19 protein-coding genes are annotated in these 21,513 nt (G+C 40.6%); 11 read left to right on the plus strand and 8 right to left on the minus strand.

Features of this window, described 5'->3' with window-relative positions; all coding sequences use genetic code 11:
• The first annotated feature begins 3 nt into the window (after positions 1–3).
• Together NSE_RS00015 and NSE_RS00020 are read left to right on the plus strand one after the other, a co-directional pair.
• Positions 4–774, plus strand: coding sequence for a ParB/RepB/Spo0J family partition protein (locus NSE_RS00015; RefSeq protein ID WP_011451410.1), 771 nt, complete (start codon positions 4–6; stop codon positions 772–774).
• Between the two features lie 65 nt (positions 775–839).
• On the plus strand, positions 840–2,213 hold the full coding sequence (locus NSE_RS00020; protein ID WP_011451411.1) for a hypothetical protein: 1,374 nt from the start codon (positions 840–842) through the stop codon (positions 2,211–2,213).
• 23 nt (positions 2,214–2,236) lie between these two features.
• Here the strand turns inward: NSE_RS00020 and NSE_RS00025 are convergent, their stop codons facing one another.
• Entirely contained in the window at positions 2,237–3,580 is a 1,344-nt protein-coding gene (locus NSE_RS00025; protein WP_011451412.1) for a sensor histidine kinase, read from the minus strand.
• Between the two features lie 58 nt (positions 3,581–3,638).
• On the opposite strand from NSE_RS00025, the gene NSE_RS00030 reads away from it, so the two are divergent.
• On the plus strand, positions 3,639–4,886 hold the full coding sequence (locus NSE_RS00030; protein ID WP_011451413.1) for a hypothetical protein: 1,248 nt from the start codon (positions 3,639–3,641) through the stop codon (positions 4,884–4,886).
• Positions 4,887–4,929: 43 nt separating this feature from the next.
• Here the strand turns inward: NSE_RS00030 and NSE_RS00035 are convergent, their stop codons facing one another.
• Together NSE_RS00035 and NSE_RS00040 are read right to left on the minus strand one after the other, a co-directional pair.
• Positions 4,930–5,937, minus strand: a complete 1,008-nt coding sequence (locus NSE_RS00035) for a Fe(3+) ABC transporter substrate-binding protein (protein ID WP_011451414.1) — start codon at positions 5,935–5,937, stop codon at positions 4,930–4,932.
• 37 nt (positions 5,938–5,974) lie between these two features.
• Positions 5,975–6,454 (minus strand): RuvX/YqgF family protein, encoded by a 480-nt coding sequence (locus NSE_RS00040; protein ID WP_011451415.1) that lies wholly within the window; start codon positions 6,452–6,454, stop codon positions 5,975–5,977.
• A gap of 163 nt (positions 6,455–6,617) precedes the next feature.
• Between NSE_RS00040 and NSE_RS00045 the strand changes: the two genes are divergently transcribed.
• Positions 6,618–7,808, plus strand: a complete 1,191-nt coding sequence (locus tag NSE_RS00045; protein WP_011451416.1) for a phage portal protein — start codon at positions 6,618–6,620, stop codon at positions 7,806–7,808.
• 99 nt (positions 7,809–7,907) lie between these two features.
• Here the strand turns inward: NSE_RS00045 and NSE_RS00050 are convergent, their stop codons facing one another.
• From NSE_RS00050 to NSE_RS04110, 3 genes are all read right to left on the minus strand, one after another.
• Positions 7,908–8,150, minus strand: a complete 243-nt coding sequence (locus NSE_RS00050) for a hypothetical protein (protein ID WP_227028957.1) — start codon at positions 8,148–8,150, stop codon at positions 7,908–7,910.
• A gap of 64 nt (positions 8,151–8,214) precedes the next feature.
• Positions 8,215–8,763 (minus strand): CDP-diacylglycerol--glycerol-3-phosphate 3-phosphatidyltransferase, encoded by a 549-nt coding sequence (pgsA, locus tag NSE_RS00055; RefSeq protein WP_011451418.1) that lies wholly within the window; start codon positions 8,761–8,763, stop codon positions 8,215–8,217.
• Positions 8,764–8,822: 59 nt separating this feature from the next.
• Positions 8,823–8,984: a hypothetical protein gene (locus NSE_RS04110; protein WP_227028958.1), complete on the minus strand. Its 162-nt coding sequence runs from the start codon at positions 8,982–8,984 to the stop codon at positions 8,823–8,825.
• Between NSE_RS04110 and NSE_RS00060 the strand changes: the two genes are divergently transcribed.
• The 4 genes from NSE_RS00060 (at position 8,977) to NSE_RS00075 (ending at position 13,072) form a co-directional block, all read left to right on the plus strand.
• Positions 8,977–9,546 (plus strand): NADH-quinone oxidoreductase subunit J family protein, encoded by a 570-nt coding sequence (locus NSE_RS00060; RefSeq protein WP_011451419.1) that lies wholly within the window; start codon positions 8,977–8,979, stop codon positions 9,544–9,546. The genes NSE_RS04110 and NSE_RS00060 overlap by 8 nt on opposite strands.
• Positions 9,547–9,773: 227 nt before the next feature.
• Complete coding sequence (gene nuoK / locus NSE_RS00065) at positions 9,774–10,073, plus strand: NADH-quinone oxidoreductase subunit NuoK (protein ID WP_011451421.1); 300 nt, start codon at positions 9,774–9,776, stop codon at positions 10,071–10,073.
• Positions 10,074–10,372: 299 nt separating this feature from the next.
• Entirely contained in the window at positions 10,373–12,322 is a 1,950-nt protein-coding gene (nuoL, locus tag NSE_RS00070; protein WP_157858693.1) for an NADH-quinone oxidoreductase subunit L, read from the plus strand.
• A 144-nt stretch (positions 12,323–12,466) separates the two neighbouring features.
• Positions 12,467–13,072: an ankyrin repeat domain-containing protein gene (locus NSE_RS00075; protein ID WP_011451424.1), complete on the plus strand. Its 606-nt coding sequence runs from the start codon at positions 12,467–12,469 to the stop codon at positions 13,070–13,072.
• A gap of 25 nt (positions 13,073–13,097) precedes the next feature.
• On the opposite strand, the gene tgt is transcribed toward NSE_RS00075, so the two are convergent.
• Positions 13,098–14,306, minus strand: coding sequence for a tRNA guanosine(34) transglycosylase Tgt (gene tgt, locus NSE_RS00080; RefSeq protein ID WP_011451425.1), 1,209 nt, complete (start codon positions 14,304–14,306; stop codon positions 13,098–13,100).
• An 857-nt stretch (positions 14,307–15,163) separates the two neighbouring features.
• Positions 15,164–17,074 carry a molecular chaperone DnaK gene (gene dnaK / locus NSE_RS00085; protein ID WP_011451428.1) on the minus strand — a complete coding sequence of 637 codons (1,911 nt, stop codon included), beginning with the start codon at positions 17,072–17,074 and terminating at the stop codon, positions 15,164–15,166.
• A 218-nt stretch (positions 17,075–17,292) separates the two neighbouring features.
• Here dnaK and truA point away from each other — a divergent pair, with 218 nt between their 5' ends.
• The 3 genes from truA (at position 17,293) to NSE_RS00105 (ending at position 21,073) form a co-directional block, all read left to right on the plus strand.
• Complete coding sequence (gene truA / locus NSE_RS00090) at positions 17,293–18,024, plus strand: tRNA pseudouridine(38-40) synthase TruA (RefSeq protein WP_011451429.1); 732 nt, start codon at positions 17,293–17,295, stop codon at positions 18,022–18,024.
• A gap of 86 nt (positions 18,025–18,110) precedes the next feature.
• Complete coding sequence (locus NSE_RS00095) at positions 18,111–18,368, plus strand: hypothetical protein (protein ID WP_011451430.1); 258 nt, start codon at positions 18,111–18,113, stop codon at positions 18,366–18,368.
• Positions 18,369–18,820: 452 nt separating this feature from the next.
• Positions 18,821–21,073, plus strand: coding sequence for an ankyrin repeat domain-containing protein (locus NSE_RS00105; RefSeq protein WP_227028959.1), 2,253 nt, complete (start codon positions 18,821–18,823; stop codon positions 21,071–21,073).
• Positions 21,074–21,513 lie beyond the last annotated feature (440 nt).

The following is a 21,513-nucleotide window of genomic DNA, read 5'->3' on the forward strand; positions in this document are numbered from 1 at the left end:
AATATGCGATTAAATGAGAATATCGTTCATTTAAAGTTAAATGAGGTAGATGTAAATGATTTTCAGCCTCGTAAAGTTTTCGATGAGGCGTCTATTGCAGAATTGGAAGAATCTATCAAGAGAAATGGCTTGATACAGCCGATAATAGTTAGAAAATTTGGTGAAAGATACAAGCTAATTGCTGGTGAAAGACGTCTTAGAGCTATGAGAAACTTGGGAGCGGAAACGATCCCATCTATTGTTAGGGACTTTACAGATAAGACTTCCCTTGAAGTTGCTATAGTAGAAAATATACAGAGAAAGGATTTAACGCCATTAGAAGAAGCAGAGGCATACAAAAGACTCATCGACGAATTTAATTATAAGCATGTAGAGTTGGCAAGTATAGTTGGTAAAAGTCGATCTCATGTTACAAACCATCTCAGGATACTTTCTTTACCAAAGAGAATAAAAGAACTTTTAGAAGAAAATAGAATCTCGCTTGGGCATGTTAAGTTACTAACGAATGTGGAAGATAGCGAGAAAATGGCGGAAAAGATAGCTCGCCTCTCACTAAGTGTAAGACAAGCTGAAAACCTCTTGAGGGATGCGCGCAAAAAAAATAACCCTCATGCAAATAAGAAAAGTCATGAACTATGTATGTTGGAAAAAAAAATTTCAGAGAGGTTAGGGATGAAAGTAACAATAACTGACAGTGAAAGGAAAAATGGAAATGTTAAAATTACCTTTAAAAACTTAGATGAGCTCCAGGATATTCTAGAGAGACTAAGTTAATGAAACATATTTAGGATTGTGATAACATATGAACCATTGGAAATGTAGTCGGTCTGGATTAAATTATGTTCTATAGTAATGGACTCCTTTCAAAATTAAAGCACTCCTTTTTCGGAGAAAGCACGAAGAAGGAAGCTACATTTAGTTTATACTACTCTTCTTTCAAAAGGATATTTCATACTGATATTGCAAATAGGTTTTCAAAAGCTGAGAAATTTATCTTAACAACGAATAGAAATTTCTATCATAAAGATAGGGTAGTTAAAATCCCCGCTTTGGGTGATATTGATAACAAGACTGCGCGCAAATCCACCAGGGGAAAACTGGAGATTTCAATCAGTGGCAAAACATACACGCTTGAACGGGTCAAAATAGGAGGAGGTCAGACTGCCAGAGGAAAAGGATTATACGAGATAAAAGGGTTAAATAGAGGCATCATGACGACTGCAAGAAAGGATTCTGCAGTTTATTGCCTGTGGCTAGATCCGGATAACAGAGTCTCAGACGAGTATAATACTGAGGGGAATCTTAAAATGTTTTTCAATGGCCCAGTGAAAGCATTTAGTCCTGTTGTTAGGAATCCAAGAGATAGAAGTATTAACATCCTATGTACTCTTATATCTTTTCCGATCTATACTGCAACTCTGGTCGCAAAATACTCTGTCTATTTCGCACTGGAGTTAGTTTCCGGAGTACTAGTTAATGTGGTAACACGGGTCGTTTTTCCATTATCTTTTTTTATTTTTTCCTCTTTTTTTTTAACGCTTGGACTAGTTGGACTACCTCTAATGGGTCCGGATAAAAGAAAAGGATACTTAGGAAACTATCGAGCTGTTCTACATATTTCTCGCGATATGTTTCTCATGGGGACAATGAGTTACATAAAGAGTGCTCTTCTTGAGTCGAATAGCATAGACAAAAAATTAGAGGGTATGGCAGATGGCTCCCTCAACATGTCGGATTATGAGAAGAGAAACTTGGGATTAAAAAAGGTTGTACTCAGTTCACTTAATGTAGCGTCTGTAGGGTTTAATGGTCTTCTGGCTGTGGTAAGAGGAGCGGTTAATATTAGTTGTTCTTTTTCTCGGGCGCTCGCGAGCTTTTTGATCGGAATTTTAACTCTAAATGCGGATTACTTTTACGCAGGTTCGTTTCTGATAAAACAGCCCTTCTGTGAAATGCGAGATGATTTTCGTGTTTTAGCTGGTAAGGAGGTAGATCCTACATGTTATGCGGATCAGATAATTTCTTTTAATGAACGTGCATTTACAGCAACAGTTAACGGACGTGAAGAGAGCCCTATACCTGATAGTAGTAAAAAACTACCTGGGATAGCTACTCTTGGATTAGACCTTAAAGACGCGGGTTTCTCAGAAGCTAAAGCGGGAGGGTATGATTTTGTTCCATACAGTTGCAAGGCTGCATCTAGAAATCTCTAGTAAAGAACTAACCGATTTGTCTCTTAAGCGGCGTTGCTTTCTCTATACGGAAGCCTTATTTTAACGACGGTGCCGCTTCCCTCCTTGCTTTCAATCTCGAATACTCCACCCATCAACTCTACCAGTTTCTTGCTAAGTGGTAACCCTATTCCAGCTCCGTCGTATTTTCTTGATAGCTCCGTATTTGATTGGCCAAATACAGAGAGTGCCTTTGCTATATCTTTTTCTGGTATACCAACACCATTATCTGAAATTTCAATTTCAATCTCTGAAGGTAATCTGATTATAGAAATTCTTATTAAGCCATCTTCATTCGTGAATTTTATCGAGTTTGAAAGTATATTTAGGATTACTTGTTTTACCCTCTTATGATCGCTTTTGATAAGTATCTTATTTGAAAAGAAACTCTTCACTATTTTTATCTCTTTTCTTTTAGTTGTTGTCATCCTGATACAAGTCTCAGTCAAGCGTACTAAATCAAACAATGTTGGTTTTATTTCCAAGTTGTTTAACTCTGACTTTGAAAAATCGAGAATGTCGTTAATCAAATTTAACAGGTGATTCCCTGAATAATAGATATCATTTGCATATTCTCTATGTTCAGTACCAAGCACTTCTGCTGTGCGTATCAGATCTGAGAAACCTATTATTGCGTTTAAAGGTGTTTTTAGTTCGTGACTAACATTCGCTAGAAATTGTGATTTTTGGGAACTTATTTCTTCTATACTTTCTTTGGCTTTTTTTAGTTTCGTGTTTATCGAAAACTGTTCGTTCAAGACCTTAGAGCTTTCCCTGATTTTCATTACGCTCCAGAAAAATAAGGATGAGCAAATGAACAATACGACAAGTGTGAAGCCTATCCATGTAATGCGGAAAGGCCTTATAAGGCTCTTTGCATCGTATGTAATTTCAATAACCGACGGGGGATTTTCTTCTGGGTTCAAAGCCACTGTGACTACTATATTTCCCGCGTTGTCGATAGAGGTGGAAGAAATATTGTTATTTAGGTCATGATTATACGGATGGTGTGCATGTTCTAGATATTTGTTGAGACTAAAAACTCTTGTTTCACCTTTGTAAAATATTTCAACTTGAATAACATCCAGTGGTTCAAAAAGTAACTTCGCTTCGCTCTCAAAGTACATGAATTGAGGCTTTTCATACATTTTTGTAGGCTCAAAGTCATACATTTCAAGCATAAAGGAGTATTTTTCCCATATTAGTCTATTAAAAATATTCCTAATATTCACCGCATTCCTCTCTGTGCTGCTTTCGAGAAGGGTTTTTTCTGTCTTTATATACCCAAGGAAAGAAGTCAGTAGTATTGTCACTACAATGAGGATGAACGACTTTATATAGTTAAACATTTTGAGTAGCGATCAAGTTAGCGATTAAAGTATATAACTTTTTGTTTAAATCACAGAGATGTACGATTACGTAGTAGTTGGGGGAGGGATAGAATCTTTTTTGTTATGTTTTCTGATTTTATACAATACTGGAAGAAGCAACATAGCCTTTGTTACGAAAAGTCCACCTGACATGTCCAAGGACTCTTCATTATCGAAGGTGGGGCTTAGACATGTTAGTACATCGGAATACACAAATTTCCTTTCAAAATTTCATATAAACGCTTTTTCTAGGAGTGTCCCTTCAGGTGGATGGAATGGAATAGATAGGGCACTGAGAACGCACGAAAAATATTGGCTAAAAAAACGGCTTCTAGAAAGGCGTTTTTTTTATCAAAATTTAGATTACAAATTAAAAAACTTGGCATTTAAAGGTCCTCTCTTGTGGAAAAAGTTTTTATCTAGCCATCCAGAATTTTCTACAGATATTGATTTAATCGAAGGCATCTATGCGATCTCCAATCACTGTGAAAGTGGTAAAGGTAGCACACAGCCACTAAGAATAGATGACATAGAAAGGAATTTAATTTGTGGAAGAAGTGTATCTTTCGAAAGTGACGGATTTAGCTTTAACTCGCTTAAATTTTGCAAAAAAATAGGAGATTTCTTAAGTAAAAATGGAATTAGTTTTTTTTACAATACTGAGATTTCAAAGATAGATTTTGCCAGCAATAAGAAGCTTAAGTATGTGATTTCATCACGTGGCGAAATTTTCCATGGGAAAAACTATTTTATTGCCATAGGAGCCAACTCTTTTGGTTATAATGACTATTTCAATTTACGAAAATTAACTCAACCAATTGTTGGTGCATGGTACCTTGTACATGATGTGAATCTCAAACATCCGTGCAAGTATAATAACTATGTTGGTCCAACCCTGACTTTTTGGCAAAACTACACTCCGGTTTCCTATAACGATTTTATCAAATCTGAAAATCCCAACTCTCAAGATGGGAAAAAAGCTGTAGTTGTAGGTACCGGTTGTATGTGGAAAGGGTCAATTTATGGTAGTGGTCATTTAAATGTCGAGTTTATCAAAAGAAACGAGAGACTTATAAAAGATTTATTTCCTGGAAAGGAAGTAACTCTACTTGATGGAAACTGCCCAAGGAATCTTTCATATAATTCTTTACCAATTATTAATCACGGCGATAGCTTAAGTGGGAAGTATCTTTCTGTATCTGGTTCTGGAACATTTACAACTGCAAATGCAGTGAATTCAGCATCTGAAGCGGTCGAATTTTTTCTTAACAACAGACGACGCTAGACTCCGTTCTCCCAGTGTAGCCTCACGTACTTTAACAAGAAAACTACTTCCAGCCGTTCTGGTCGGCCATGTACACAGCTGCCGACATATACGGAAAGATTTTTGAGAGACTTGATGAATCAACTTTGTAGTCCCCCCAATTTTTTAAGATTTCCGGGATTTCAACAGACGCTACAACAGGATACTCGTAGTTTCTACTGACATATAGCTTCTGTGCTTCCTCAGTTACCATATACTCGAGAAATTTTTTTGCATTTTCCTTATGCTTCGCATTTTTTGCAACCCCAGCACCGCTTATATTCACAAATGTGCCCCTATTCTCCTGATTCGGGAATATTACGCCCACTCTCTGTGCAACTTTTTTGTGTGTTTCTTTGTCGGATGACAAAATCCTAGCCAGGTAGTAACTGTTCACTACAGTCAAGTCTCCTTCTCCAGATGCTACGCCTTTAATCTGATCGGTATCACCTCCATATGGTGGTCTAGCCATATTCCTAACGATGCCTTTTATCCATGCCTCAGCTTTTTCCTCACCGTTAGCAAGTATTACAGATGCTATAAGAGATCGGTTGTATGGAGAATTAGATGATCTGAGCAAAAGCCTATCTTTCCACTTGGAATCGGCTAAATCTTCGTAATTCCTAATCTCAGAAGGATCTACTCTCTCCTTCGAATAAACTATAACTGCCATGCGTCGCGTTAGTCCAAACCAATAGCAGTCTCTTAGTTCTGGTGGTAAGGCATTTTCCAATACAGTAGAGGATATACACTGGAGGAGTCCTTCAGCTTCTGCTAGAGCCAGATTTATCACGTCAGCTGCCAAAAAGACGTCTGCTGATGTGTTAACTCCTTCACTCTTCATTCTTGAAATTAACTTCGTTGCATCGTCTGTTATATAGTTCACTTTTATGCCGGTACGTTCAGCGAAAGATGCAAAAAGATCTTTCACCATCTCCTCCTTCCTTGAAGAATAAATGTTAACAACATTCTCCTTTGATTGAGGGGCTTTATTTTCTGCAGGAACAGGCTTTTCATACAGAAAAAACAGCACGCTGACTAAAATTACTGGTACTAAGTAATACAGTTTTTTATACACTGTCGAACCTCCTCTGATGGCAGAGATTGTGGTGCATGATTGTACATAGTGTCTTCTCCAAAATGCAACAAGCAGCAATTTTATCCTTCCACTCCTTTTGCCTTGACCTGGAAAGAGAGCTAAGTAAAATCATCACGTCACTAGTTGACGACGACTCATCACACATAAGAATCGGCTTCCTAGTTACCTCACTTAATTTTTGAGCAAATTTATCTATAAAATCTAACCATCCGTTGTTCCTAATATGTGAAAATGGTGTGCCGACAATTATCCCTGAAAAATCTGAAACGACTTTCATAATATGAAAGGCATCAGCACCTCTTCCGTGGGAGGTGAACTGAAAATAGTTCTGTATATACCTGAGTTCGGGATCACTGACCGCAACACCTACGATACGCCTTCCAGGATCAATGGATATAACCCTTCCTGCTTCAATAGCACCCAAGAATTTTTGCAGGTCGAAGGTTATCATCTACTTCCTATTGGTATTCGACTAAAGGTAACCTGGGTCTACCGCGCAGAAAACAGCCTAAAAGCCCATATGCGCAAGCTTCGACGCATGAAATACACAAAACTGCTTCCGCAGAGGCTGTTTAGCGTGTATCTATGAGGTCCACCCGGACGTTACAAGAGAAATGCTAACAAAAATATTTAAAAAATCAAGAAGCAAAGCTTGCCCCAATAGCAGAAGCCAACTAGGCGGTGAGTGTCTATATAATACATATACAGAACTCTGGAGCGGGAGAGACTACAGTGCATTTGCCCAAAAAGCGTACATAAGAAATGTGATCGCCTCACGTGCAATCAGTATAGTAGCAGTGGCCGCCTCTTCTGTTCCTATACAACTTTTTGAATGTAGTGGGACGGAGAAGAAACGTTGCTTAGTCTCTCATCCGCTCAATGAGCTATTAAACGAGCCTAATCCCAATATGTCAAGAGTAACATTGATAAAAAATGCTGTTATGTACAAGCTAATCAGCGGAAATTTATACCTTCTTAAGATCGGGAACGGTTTACCAAAAGAACTGCACCTTCTAAGACCTGATAGGGTCACAGTTATACCAGGAAGTGATTGTTTACCTTTGGGATACAGATATCGAGTTGGAAACTACGAAAGGGAATATTATATGAACAAAATCACTGGGGACTGTGATGTTCTACACATAAAGAATTTTCACCCGTATAACGACTGGTATGGATTATCGCCAGTAGAGGCGGCAATGTACAGCATAGATCAACATAATCAGGCTAGTCTTTGGAACCAAGCTATGCTCAAAAATGGTGCTAGGCCCAGCGGAGCGTTTATATCAAAATCTAAGGAGCCAATGCCACAAGAACAGTTCAAACGTTTAAGCAGACAACTTGGAGACTGTTCCGGTGCTGAAAATGCAGGAAAAGCTATTCTTATAGAGGGAGGGATAGAGTGGAAAGAAATGAGCATCTCTCCAAAGGAAATGGATTTTCTTCAAAGTAAGTACAATTCCGCCAGAGAGATAGCGTTGGCATTTGGTGTACCGCCACAATTACTGGGAATACCGGGAGACAACACATATAGCAACTTAATAGAAGCTAGACTATCCCTATGGGAAGAAACAGTTCTCCCTATACTCGATGAAATAGTGCATAGCTTAAATGTTTGGCTTACTCCGGTTTTTGGAGATAATTTAGAGTTCGCGTACGAAAAAGATGGTATAGACGCGCTATCCAAGAAGAGAGAAAAACTTTGGGATTGTGTAGAAAAGGCATCTTTTTTGACAATCAATGAAAAAAGGCAAGTATTTGGTTATTCCACTATGGAGGGTAAAGACGAAATAGTAGAGTCGTAATAAAAATTTTAAATAGAATATGTTTCAAGAGCTTGGGGGTTTAAAGGGTATTACTCCTTGAATTACCCCAAGGCTGATTTGTTGTTGCTATTTTATTTACTATTCTTTACGTGGTTCCACCAAATCTCCGAGAACATAGTCGGGTTTTTTATCTCCATCTAAGTCTACTCCAAGATAAGACGGCGTCCTCAATACATGTATGTCCGGGAGTTTATCACCGGTAAGGTCAATCCCTATCGTTATATGGAGTACTTCGAGAAACACTACAAGCAACACAGAGATAAAAATTATCCAAAGAGATCTTTTCTTTAATAAGAGTGCTACCAAACTTGATATGTTCATTTCGCTATCCAAGAATCACGACCTGATTATAGGACAGCCAGCTAGGGTTGGGGCAGCAGTATTTTTAGCTAAGGGATTTTAGTAGTTCTTCCTTGTTTTCATGAAGATATAAATATGCCGATGCCATGCTCGTTAGACCAGCTATCCAGATGAAAAATGTCGGAAGAATATCTGGGATCCATTCCTTGTTTAGGAGATAAAGAAGTATAGCAACCATCTGGGATATTGTCTTTAGTTTACCAAATCTATTTACAGGAAATGCCACACTGTCACGAGCAAGATATTCCCTTAGTCCAGCAATAAACAGCTCTCTACAAATGATCATGATTGCGGGAATCAGTTGGACTCCCGTTATGTACTGCATATGTACCAACATAACAATAGCTGTAGAGACAATCATTTTATCGGCTATCGGGTCAAGAAGTTTTCCAAGCTTTGATTGAGCCTTTAGCGTCCTAGCGAGGTACCCGTCAAAAAAGTCTGTCAGACTTGCGATTGAGAAAATTCCTACGGTTATCACCCAAGAAAATCTGGATTGAATATAAAAACTTAAGCAGAATACTGGGATAATGGCTATCCTTAAAGCGGTAAGTAAGTTAGGAAGGTCCTTCATAGGGAAAATGGCAATAGAGAATAGTCCAAAGGTTCCTTAACAGCCACAAACCCTACCACCTAATTGCTGATCTTGAAAGTTTTTTGTGAGACCTTGACCACAAATTTTACCAACTTCTTACGGAGACCCATACTTATCGCAAGCTTGCTGTATACATATTGCAGTGAGTATACCACACGTGCTAGAAGTACCGTATCCGCGTGTAAAATATGAATGGGCATACTTTGTTTTTCGCTTGTACTGGTTGCAATCTTCTCATCTTTTAGGGTTGTTTCGTGTAGGAATGTTGTGCACGCGGTTTTGTACTTAGTCCTTGCCTTTTTTACTTCTTCGGTACTTCTGTTAGTATCTGGCTTGGAAGTTCTCTCGTTAATGCTTCTTGTTGTATACGTTGGTGCAATAGCGATCTTGTTCCTGTTTGTTGTCATGATGCTCAATTCAGATGATTTCGAGAAGGGTATAGGAATGTCCGTAGCAAAGTATGTGGGTTTACTTTTTATGGCCTTGCTTCCGTTTTTTTTGGTTCTGTCTTCGTATGATGACACACAGCAAGAGCGTGCTTATATAGGCATAAAAGATATAGGTGCAGTGCTTTATACGGATTACGTATATCTTTTTCATCTTTCGGGAGTAGTGCTTCTACTTGCGATGGTAGCGGCAATCAGTATTGCTTTGCCAAGTAAAAGGGACACTAAATGCCAGGTGGTTAAAGAGCAAATTTCTAGGTCTTCTGTCGTGAGACTTTTGAACGTGCCTTCAGGAAAAGGTGTAGATTACGACTGACCCCTTCTGCTAAGTCTCAACGGATTGGAATTTGATTTCATATCTTGAGCAACTTTTTGGTTTTGCGTTACCTGGCTGTGGTTGGTATTTCTAAATCTTCCAATTGGGAAAAGCTTATCCGTCCGTTATTTTGGCACTGAGCAAATTTCTCCAGTTTCGCATTACTTGAGGTGTAAAATCGTATGAGATTTTGTTAGACTTGTCATGTTTCCATTATGTAGAATCTCGTGAGTCCTAGTTTTGCGCTCTTTTTTGTTTCTACCTGTTTCTTTTCTATTGGACTTTTTGGTGTGCTGACATCGACCAGGAATGTAGTAACAATGCTTTTGGCGGTAGAAATTATGTTGCTTGGTGCAATACTTAGCTTCTGTAGTACTTCTTTCAATGCTATAGGAGGACAAGTTTTTTCCATCCTAGTGATTACAGTCGCTGCAGCTGAAGCTGCGGTAGCACTTGCAGTGGTTGTTTCGTATTTTAGGAAAGCCGGAAATGTGGATGTAAAAAAACTTAATAAATTGGGACATTGAGTTCGTCATTGTTTTTTTATTGTGTTGGTAAGTTCCGTTGTTTTGGAGTTTAGGAAGTCCTATAGTGTAGAAATGGAGGGACGTGATAAATCATAGTATTGACGGTAGTTATTGTTCAGTACCGCATATTCCCACTTTGGTGGTTAGTTTTTAACTGGCTTTTTGAGTTTACTTTGGGGGTTCATTATCTATGATAATTGGTTGTCCGCCCTGAGAAGTGGTGTGTATTCTTGTTCTCTTTGAGCAAGTTTCTGTGCGCTTGTCTATGTTCTCTGGATTAAATGTCGAACATTTTGCGTATGTTGAGTTATTCGATAGTTTTCCTGCCCTTGTTGTCATGTTTGTTATGCTGTTTTTTTATCAGGTGTAGGGAATCGGTCTGCCTACAGCTATTGAGCTCGTTCTTGATAGGTCTTGCTGCCATTTCTTCTTGGAGTCTGTTTTTTACACTTGAAGATGGTGAAGCTTTTTTGCTTCCTCTTTTTGAATGGATTTCCGTTGGATCATTGCAAGCCCTTTTTAGGGTGAACATAGATAAATTAACGGTGCTGATGTTCGTAGTTGTTAATACCGTTTCGTTTGTCGTGCACTGTTACTCAATCGCGTACATGAAGAATGATCCTTGCAAGTCCAGGTTTTTCGCATACCTCTCCCTCTTTACTTTCGCCATGCTTGTCCTTGTTTCCGCGGGTGATTTGCTACAGCTCTTTTTAGGGTGGGAAGGCGTCGGAGTTTGTTCCTACCTTCTTATAGGATTTTGGTTCAGGAAGGAGTCTGCCAATGTTGCTTCTATGAAGGCTTTTCTCGTTAACAGAGTTGGAGATTTTTGTTTCTTAATAGGAATTTTCTCAGTATACAAAATTTTCGGAACACTAGAGTTAAAGGGGATTATTTCAGATGTTGGTTTCCACTCAGGTGAAACAATTTTGGGTTTTGATTCTCTTACCTTTATCTGTTTGATGCTCTTTATTGGTTGCATGAGTAAATCCGCTCAGCTGGGCTTACATACCTGGCTTCCTGATGCAATGGAGGGTCCTACACCAGTATCGGCACTTATCCATGCAGCAACTATGGTTACTGCTGGTGTATTTCTTCTAGCAAGATTGTCTCCACTGTTTGAGTGTACTGAACTGGTAAGGCACATAATTATGTGGGTTGGTGTGTCTACAGCCGCTTTTGGATCTGTAGTTGCGCTTTGTCAGGATGATATAAAAAGAATTATAGCCTACTCAACTTGCAGTCAGCTTGGGTATATGTTTGCTGCATGTGGTGCATCGGCGTATGGATTGGCTATCTTCCATTTATCCACACATGCTTTCTTTAAAGCACTACTCTTTTTGTGTGCCGGTAACGTAATTCATTCCGTTGGTGGGGAACAAGATGTGCATAAAATGGGTGCATTGAGAAATAAAATCTTCTCCACCTATTGCATGATGATTATAGGAAGTCTCGCTTTGTGTGGAATTTTTCCATTTGCTGGGTTCTATTCAAAAGACTTAATAATTTCCTCCCTCTCCCATGCGGAGATCCCGTTTATTTTGTTAATACTCACAGCTTTTTGCACTTCTGTATATTCATGCAGGCTGCTTATGCTTGTGTTCTTTGGTGAACAGAACTTCAGTCTTAAGAAGTTTCACTCTCCTCCTGTGGGCATGGTTTTGCCGCTTGCGCCGCTGGTTCTCCTTTCGCTTATTTCTGGTTATCTTGGGGTGAAGCTTTTAGTAAACTCTTCATTTTGGGTGCAAACTGGCTTAGTTTTCCGGCAAGTTACGGAAATGCATGGGTTGGTGCATTTCCTTCCTTTGATTTTTGCTTTAGCTGGTTTCTTTGTGGTTTTTGTTCTTGAGGGTAGAAGAATTTCCTTGCCCAGAATATTTGTTTGTTTGTCGCTCTTTACACTCTTGTCATTTCTTTTAAATTTTTATTTAGGTGTGGTGTCATTTATTTTCTCGATCGGACTTATATTAGTTAATCGCAGTGGCGTTATTCTAAACCTTTTCAAAAGGGTCCTGAGTTGCGGATTTTACTTTGACAAAATATATAGAGTTTTATTTGTTGGTCCGTTAACACACTGTAGTAGGTTCTTCTGGAAGGTGATTGACATTGGGTGTATTAACCTCGTACCTGCACTGCTTGCTAGGCTTTCACAGAAACTTTCATCTGGCGTTCTGGCATTGCAAACTGGTCTTTTATGCCACACCGTGCTCTTTTTCTTTCTAGGTATACTGTTTTTATTTTGGGTTATGTAACCATCTCCATGTTCTTTTGTCGTGTAGTTGGATGGACAGAGGAGAAGACTCTACTTTACTTTCACACGTAATTATAAGAATTTATACTAATTTAGACTACTATTTCGGGTATATTATTAAGATCTATAAAACCCGGAGAAACAAATGAAGCTTGGCAATTCTTGCTCGTTTAATGAGATCAGGGCATCTGTTTTGGATCAAAACACAGAGCTTTTGAGCGACCTTCTCGATAAGTTGCAGACTGATGCCCTATTTAGAATGGTTGATAGCAATGGTGATATGATTCTCCACATTGCTTGCAACGCAGGTAATGTTAAAGCAGTTCTCGCTGCTTTGGAGAGCGGTGCAGATCTAAACGCGAGAAATGAAAGTGCTGGAGATACACCTCTACACATTGCAATGAGAAGAGGGAACGTCGTCATAATAATGCACTTGCTTAACAATGGAGCTTCGGTTACAGAGAAAAATTTCTCTGGCAACACACCTATACACGAGGCAGTCATTTCTAAAGTGGAAAAGAAAATACTGAAAAGGGTCGTAGAAAGTTTTGTATCAACTGAGGCATCAAGTGAGCATTCTTCTCTACTGAATAAAGCCGGTAAAACGCCAATGGATATTGCAACTGAAATGAACGACTCTGAAATTATCAGTACACTCATGCCCCTTGAAACTGCACTTACGCGAAAAAAGCGTTTTTCGAATTCAGATAAATCTCAAATCCGTCCCAATGATTTTCATTGTGGTAACTGAAAGGGTAGTTTCTGAGAAAGATCACTTATCCACAGTAGAGTTTTTTTAGCTCTTCCAGATCTAAGTCCTTCTCTATTGTGTGTCTTATTCTTTCCATGAGTTTATTCATAAAGTATATGTTGTGGTAGGTGATCATATTGAACGCGATGTTCTCTTTGACAGAGAGCAAATAGTTTAGGTAGCCGCAAGAGTAAGTCTCACAGATTTTACAATCGCAGGATTCATCGATTGATGAATCGGAGTTTTTGAAGATATTGTTTCTGAGATTTATGTATTCCCTGCCGTTGTTTTCTGGGTGGGAAGAGTATTTTATTAGAGCTCCTCCATGCCGGGCTATTCTAGTTGGGTGGACACAATCAAAGGTGTCCACTCCCATACTAACACCCGTAAAAATATCAGATATGCCACCTATTCCAAGTAGATGAATAGGTCTTTCTCTGTTTAGGTTTGTTACAGACATCTCCACGACCTCTTTCATTTCTTCTTTAGTTCTTCCAAGAGAGCCACCTATTGCATTTCCAAAAAGTTCCCGACTGTTGTTGAACTCGACGCTTTCCTTTCTTAAATCTTCAAAGGTTCCTCCATGTATAATTCCGTAGACTCCTTGCCATGCTTTTCGATTTTTTTCTGCGTATGTGAGACTCCTGTCTGCCCATCTTTTATTTCTTTCTAGGGCTTCCTTATTGTATTCTCTATCCAACGAGAATTTAGTACATTCATCCAGCACAACAATTAGGTCTGCTCCGAGTTTTATTTGAACGTCCATCGATTTTTCAGGGGATAGGAAAAACTTTGCTCCATCGTAGTAAGATTTGCAGGTTATTCCTTCTTCTGATATTGCAAGAATGCCGGAACTGTTGAATGCCTTGGAGTATTTTCTTTTCAGTTCTTGTATATTTGTCTCATCTTTTGTATTTAGGCTGAAGGCTTGAAAACCTCCAGAATCGGTTAACATTGGTCCATTCCACCCCATGAACTTCTGTATTCCACCGGCTTTTTCTATATGCTCTCCTCCGGGTTTAAGCATCAAGTGGTAGGTATTTGACAGTATTACTTGAGATCCGGCTTCTTTGACTTGGTGTATTTCCAAGCCTTTTATTGCTGCTCGGGTTGCACAAAATATGAAAGCTGGTGTGTGTATCACTCCATGCTTAGTTGTTATTTTACCTCTCCTCGAGCGGGTTTTTCCATTTTCTAGGTAATTGAATCGAGGGAAAACTTCTGATTCGTGCATTTCGTCTTAAGTACTCACTATTTGCAGAGTTTTATTATAGCTTCACGAGCGTTTCGCACCAAAAAGTGGAAAGACTAAGCATCTAAGATCTTTTTGAACGCAAGGACTCCGTACTAGCAAAATTCTGTTTAAAGTATCAACCGCTGGTATCTCATTGCGACTTCATGGATATCTCCTTCCAAAAATGGAGAGATTGAGTGTTCAGTACCTTTTGTATGCAAACGCTATCAGGTATTAGGAAGATTTTACTATTTTGATAGTTTTCAAAAGGGCTGTTTCCAATAAAGTTCTTTCTTGTCTTTACCGTGTTAGAGGAAAGCTCGTGAATTGCGACAAGACTAGGTCAATGAGTGACTCTCCTTCAGTGAAAGAACCTTCTCATACAGTACACTTGTAATGGAGCGGATGCTTGATCTACAGGCTAAGCAACTCAGAGGTAATTCTAATACTTTAACAAAAACCAACCTCGCCGGCGTTTTTGTAGTAGGGACGCGACGAACCTAATACTTCAACCACCAGAGACCGACCACATCAAACGTGGTGAGACTTGTGTAACCCAAATAGTTACCACCTTAAATGCCAGAAATATGCAAGCCCGCAATATCGAAAGTTGAAAGGCCACCGTTACTATACTTATCTTATGCAACTGTTCGCACTTTCAACGTAGGAAACTCATGCAGCCTCAGCATAGTAAGCAACCAAACCACTGCGTCTGCGACGTATCCTGCAGGACACAGATAAAGCATGTATCACACACTAAGTGCAAATAGATACACGCAGCGCACGTAACAGCAAAAGCCATCGCTGCGCTGCACACCTGTTTTATGAAGTGTGGATAAACGAATCACACTTTCTGATCACTTACTGTCCTCGTCTTTTACCTCCTCATATTCAGGATCTACGACTCTTTCTCCTTCTTCTGTGCTGTCATTCTTAGGCGAGGGGTCATTGGATGCACTTTGTGATTCTTTATACATTGCCTCACCCAGTTTCATAGAAACCTTAGAGAGAGCATCGGTTTTTTCCTTAATCAGGGAAGCATCATCTTTTGCTAAAACACTCTTAAGATCACTAATTGCATCATCTATACTTTGTTTATCCGATGAACTAATCTTACTACCGTATTCAGAAAGTGACTTCTCGGTAGAGTGAATCAAGCTTTCCGCGCTATTTTTCGCTTCAACCAGCTCTCTTCTCTTTTTGTCTTCATCGGCTTTCGAAGCAGCCTCATCTACCATTTTCTTAATTTCTTCTTCTGTCAAACCACCGGAAGCTTGTATCTTCACCGTTTGCTCTTTTCCAGTACCTTTATCCTTTGCCGATACATGCACTATTCCATTTGCATCGATGTCGAATGTCACTTCGATCTGTGGCATTCCGCGCGGTGCAGGGGGAATACCTTCCAAGCTAAATTGTCCCAAAAGCTTGTTATCACTAGCCATCTGCCTTTCTCCCTGGAAGACTCTGATTGTCACGGCAGACTGATTGTCCTCTGCAGTGGAAAATGTTTGTGATCTCTTAGTTGGGATTGTCGTGTTACGGTCTATGAGCTTCGTGAAGACACCTCCCAATGTTTCTATGCCCAGGGAAAGTGGTGTGACGTCCAGCAGTACTATATCTTGTGCATCACTTCCACCAGCTAATATATTTGCTTGTATCGCAGCACCGATGGCTACAACTTCATCCGGGTTTACACCTTTGTGTGGCTCCTTACCAAAGAATTCAGTTACTTTTTTGACCACAGCTGGCATTCTTGTCATCCCACCTACAAGAACAACCTCATTGATCTCCTCTCTTTTGAGCCCCGAATCCTTCAGAGCCTTTTTGCAAGGTTCTATTGTTCTATCGATAAGATCAGAAACAAGGGATTCAAGTTTTGCTCTGGTGAACTTCACATTCAGGTGTTTAGGACCTGCAGCGTCAGCAGTAATGTATGGAAGATTAATATCTGTTTCCTGGGTACTAGATAGCTCTTTTTTTGCTTTCTCTGCTGCTTCCTTGAGTCTCTGTAGAGCGAGTGGATCATTCTTAAGATCCATGCCATTTTCTTTCTTAAATTCTTCAACTAGGAAGTTAAGTATCATCCTGTCAAAATCCTCACCTCCCAGATGGGTATCACCGTTTGTTGCTTTTACCTCAAAGACTCCGTCACCAAGCTCTAGAATTGAAACATCGAAAGTTCCACCACCTAAGTCAAATACAGCAATATTCTTTGTTGTGGCAGTTTTATCCAAACCATAAGCTAGTGCTGCGGCTGTGGGTTCGTTTATAATCCTAAGGACTTCTAGTCCAGCTATTCTTCCTGCATCTTTTGTTGCTTGACGTTGTGCATCGTCAAAATAAGCTGGTACTGTAATCACAGCTTTAGTGACTTTTTTGCCAGTATAGGTCTCAGCTGCTTCTTTTAGTTTGATCAGTACATTTGCACCTATTTGACTTGGAGAATAAGATTTACCTCCTGCCTCGATCCATGCATCACCGTTTTTTGCCTCTATAATCTTGTACGGATAGTCCCTCTGTATTCCCTTGATAACGTTGTCCTTAAAGCGTCTTCCTATAAGTCGCTTGGAAGCAACGATTGTGTTCTTAGCATTTGTAACAGCCTGCCTCTGTGCCGGAGCACCAACAAGAGTCTGACCATCTGATGTAAATGCAACCACCGAAGGTGTAGTTCTTGCTCCCTCCGCGTTTTCTATAACTTTATCCTTGATAGCTACACATGAGTTTGTAGTTCCTAAGTCTATACCTATTGCTATTTCGCCCGCCATAAAAGTGTCTTATTATTTTTTCCCACGGAACTATATGTAATTGTGAAGTCCCTGAATTACAAGATAAGGCATCACCAATGTTTTTAAGGTTCTGTTTGTTGAAGCCTCGAATGGGCTTTCTCAGTAACTGCGTTAACCTAATATATGTTTCCCGTGTGAGGCCGTTTTTCACCTCCTATTCGTGTGTTCATTTTTAACGGGTAGTTTTCTAGGTCTTTATGCGCTACAAGGCAATAGTTGAATATGTTGGTACTGGTTTTTCTGGCTGGCAGAAACAAATGTCCGCTCCATCTGTGCAGGAAGAGTTGGAATCAGTCCTCAGTTTTTTGTTAAAGGAGAAAATAGCAGTTAATGTTGCTGGAAGAACAGATGCAGGAGTGCACGCTCTCGGACAGGTCTTTCATTTTGATGCACGTGAATCTACTTTGCAGCCTTTTCAAATAGTAAATGCGGTAAATTATCATTTGAAAGAGAAGTTAATAGTTCTGCTGAAGATAGAGATTGTTGATGAAACCTTTGATGCCAGATTTTCTGCTATTAGGAGACACTATCAATACAAAATCACAAACAGAAAGACACCACTGGCAGTATTTAAAAACCGCTCCTGGCATGTGCCGCAGACTTTAAATCTGGATCTCATTAGGGAGCAAGCTCAATATCTTGTTGGAAAACACGATTTTCAGAGTTTTCGTTCATCCAAATGTGGTGCTTCTAACGCTATTAGGACCCTAGATAGGTTGGAAGTTGAGAAAAACGGAGAGGAAATGATTTTTCATGCCTCTGCTAAGTCGTTTTTGCATCATCAGGTGCGGATAATGGTTGGTACTTTGGTTGCCATTGCATCTGGAAAACTCATGAGTGTTACAGAAATTCTCTCTAAGAAGAATCGTCGTTACGCTGGCCCGACTGCTCCTCCATGTGGTTTATATCTCCTGAAAGTGGATTATTAGAGCAAATGCAATCCATACTTGTATAAGTAAGAAAGATGTAGGTATAAATAGACTTCGTTAATCTTCTATGCTAGGATAGAAGCAGAGTGTATTTTCAGTATATTAGATACTTTGGTATCCTTGCGAAGCAGAAATGGCTGCTCGTTGGGGAAGAATTGGCACGTCCACACGTGTTGGTTCTCTGTGCGATGTTTTCTTACGAGGTAGTTTATCTGGAATTAGGTCTTGGAGTATTTTCCGCTAAAAGGGTGTTTCACGGAATTGTTGGAAGAATTGTCCTCGTGAGTGGGTGCGTGTGGGGCGTCTGTTTTCGTGCCTTCATGATAGATGTGGTCCCCTTTTAAATTGCTCCAAAGATTAGAGGTACCATTTATGACAGTCCGTGGTTTACTCGTGAGAACCCATATTAAATATTTATCGTTTATCAGTGAGTATAAAGGTTTGAATTATCGGTTCGAGGGTAGCAAAAACAGATTGGTATGTAAACTTACTGATTGCAGTGATCTAGGATGGTGTGATTCCGGGGTGTTGTTGCAGCACCTTACCTTCATTTGTGGTGCTTTTGGGGGGTTCTTTCTGCTTATGTTGCCGGTGTGGGGTTGGTAAAAAAAATAGTTTGTGCGTATTGCACCACGTGCGCGAAGGGTATGTAGTTGTAGATGGGTACTAGTTGGTTCCTGTTCTACCACCGTCATCGCGGGATCGAGTGAAAAAGTCCTCTTGCAGGAGGGGAATGATGTACACAAAGATATGTGAAGCAATTAAAAGTTCGGACATTCTTACTTTAAGGTGTCTAATGCAAGAGGCAGGATTGGAGGAAGCGAACGGTACTGCCTCAGCACAAGGTCGACCTCTCTGGTCCATGGTTGATTCTGATGGGCGTAGTGTTCTGCAAGTTGCTGTAGAAAGTCAAAATACAGGTGTGCTTAAATGCGTGATGGAGGCACTACCCGGTAACTGCTTAGTAGATCTGTGTGCTAAGAAGACAAGTACGAGCCATCCTTTTTTCCCTGAAAGCACCCCACTGCACACCGCAATTGCAGTTGGGCGCATGGAAGTCCTGGAGTCACTACTACGCGGAATGTTAAGCGCGCGTGGACAAAATGGTAAACCGCCATCTAGTACTGTGGTTGTTTGGCATACGGCTGATGCAAATGGGCGAACACCTTTAGCCGCCGCATTGGCCACCGGCAAGCTAGAGATTGTGAAGCTAGTCCTTGGAGCAATAAAGACTCTGGAGCGAGATATGCAGACGGCTAGAGGAGATCGTGTACCACTGGTCCCCGGTATTCTTCAAATTGATGATATCAGAGTTAGGGGTGATAACGGACTTAATATGGCTGTATCTACAGGTAATGTGGGTATAGTTGAGGTTCTGATCGATGCTCTGACTCCTGAGGAGCTGGCACCTATACTAACAAGGTGTAATTTAGTGGGTGACACTGCACTTGACCAGGCCGCGCGTGCAGGAAATGTAGACATTGTGAGGCTTTTAGTCAAAAAGCTGGGGGATTTGTATGAGCCGTGGGTTAGTACACCTTTCCAGGTTGTTGTGGAGTCCTGCGCGGAGAGTAAATACAAAGGGAATGGAGCGCAAGTTCCAGAGCACTTTTCAATGCGTCTTTTGGGTAACGCAGTTTCGAGTGGTAATGCTCAAGTTGTTAAGGAAGTTTTAGGACCTCTGTCTATCGAAGAGCGGTATAAGCTGTTGAGTCGTACCAGTTGGGGTTATCCTTACCCTGCACTACACCTGGCATTCTCCTCAGGGGCACACGAATGCGTAAAAATAATGCTTGACTCGCTTGTTGCTTGTCCTGGTGGAGGTACGAAGTATGTGTCAAAAGTTCTTGCTCAACGTTCCGGTGGGCTTACTCCGCTGCATTGTGCCGTTGATGCCAAGTCAGTTGCGGTAGTACAAGGGTACGGACTACCGAAGGGGGTCCTGTTCGGGCTACTTACGGCTGGAGGCTCGTCCTGTTCTCCTGAAGGACCTGTTTACGTGCCTGATGGTATGAATCCACTTCAAGCTATGCTTGCTGGTCCTACTGGTGATGGGAATCCTGTTCCTGGGGCAGTTGGTGTAATTAGGGCTATGCTGGATCTTTTAGAAGGGGATGCAGTTTTGATGCAGCGTGTGCTTTCTTCAATGGATGCGGGAGGACGTAACACTCTGTACACTTTTGCAAGTCTTGTAGGTTCAAGGGGTGTTTCTGCCACTGACTTTGTGACTATGCTCAACTACCTTGAAGGCAGAGTAAACCTCAGGACTTTACTCGAGCAAAAAAACATGACGGAGGATGTCTCTACACTTGATGTTGTTCACGAAGCGGAACACAATTTGTACAGTTGGGGTTTTAGTCTGAACGATCATGTTTCCCAAGCGTTAAATAGACAAAGAGGAGTTTCAAAGAGCCGGGCTTCCAGGTTAAAGGTAGCGGGTGATGCTGCAGTGTTATCCAGTTTTTTCTTGTCCTGCATATCAGGGCTTATTGTGGTATGTAGCGCCCTTTATAATGTATGTTCTACGGGAGTTAAAAAGAAAAGCGCTGGATTTACCGTATTTGAAATAGCATACATTGTATTTGCTTTCTCTGTCGTTATGCTTCTCCTCACTTTTTTCTGTATAACTCCAGGTATGCACGGTGCAGCTAATCGGTGTGCTGTGATAACAGGCGATCCTAGAGTAAACATCCCTGAGCCGAGTTTTAATGACGGGATATCGATATGCGCAAACACAGAGATCCAATTCAGACCTGAAGACGTCGAGAAAATAGAAATGGAAAGGTTGCATCTTAGAAGCAAAAGAGACCCAATGGCGGTCTTTTCTTCATCTCCTTCTCTTTCCTCCTCCGCTCTGAGTGCACGACCTGTACCTGGTTTGCTTGTTGAACAGTTGAGTGCCTTCCATGTACGCGATCCGGGCCACCACTGTTGTTCTACATCTGAGAATGAGGGATCCTATGCGTTGGAGGAGTCTCCTGGTACAGGGATACAGGGTTTGGCAGCGGAGGGACTATGTGATGAACAACAGAAAGGCGTTGCTGAGTAATCGACTCTCATTCTAAGGGTGGGTCTATAAAGACGCATTGTGTGACTTTTGTAAGTGGGTTTGTGTGAGATGAGTTTCTCCCAAGTGCTATGCGGCACTAAGTACTGGCCTTGTTTGTGGAGCGTGTTTGCACTGTAATTGAGCACTATTCCAGAACACGTAGATAGCTAGTCTAGGTGCTTGTTTTATCCGGAGCTACCTTTCTTAAAAATAACTAGGTCCATGAGATTGATCTTGGGTTTCGCGCGGGTTTATTTGGCAATGCTCAATGTTGCCACGAAGGTACAATGCTAGATGGTTCATCCAACGGCGCCTTGGGTGCAGGGAGCATTGCTGTGAAAAGTGAGAAAGTGTGCACTTACCGAAGGAAATCCCTTACTTGGTAATCCTTTTACGGTATTAAGTCTTAAGAGATACAGTGCCAATACGTAGATTTCTGC

The sequence above is a fragment of the Neorickettsia sennetsu str. Miyayama genome, assembly GCF_000013165.1.
Classification (GTDB): Bacteria; Pseudomonadota; Alphaproteobacteria; order Rickettsiales; family Anaplasmataceae; genus Neorickettsia; species Neorickettsia sennetsu.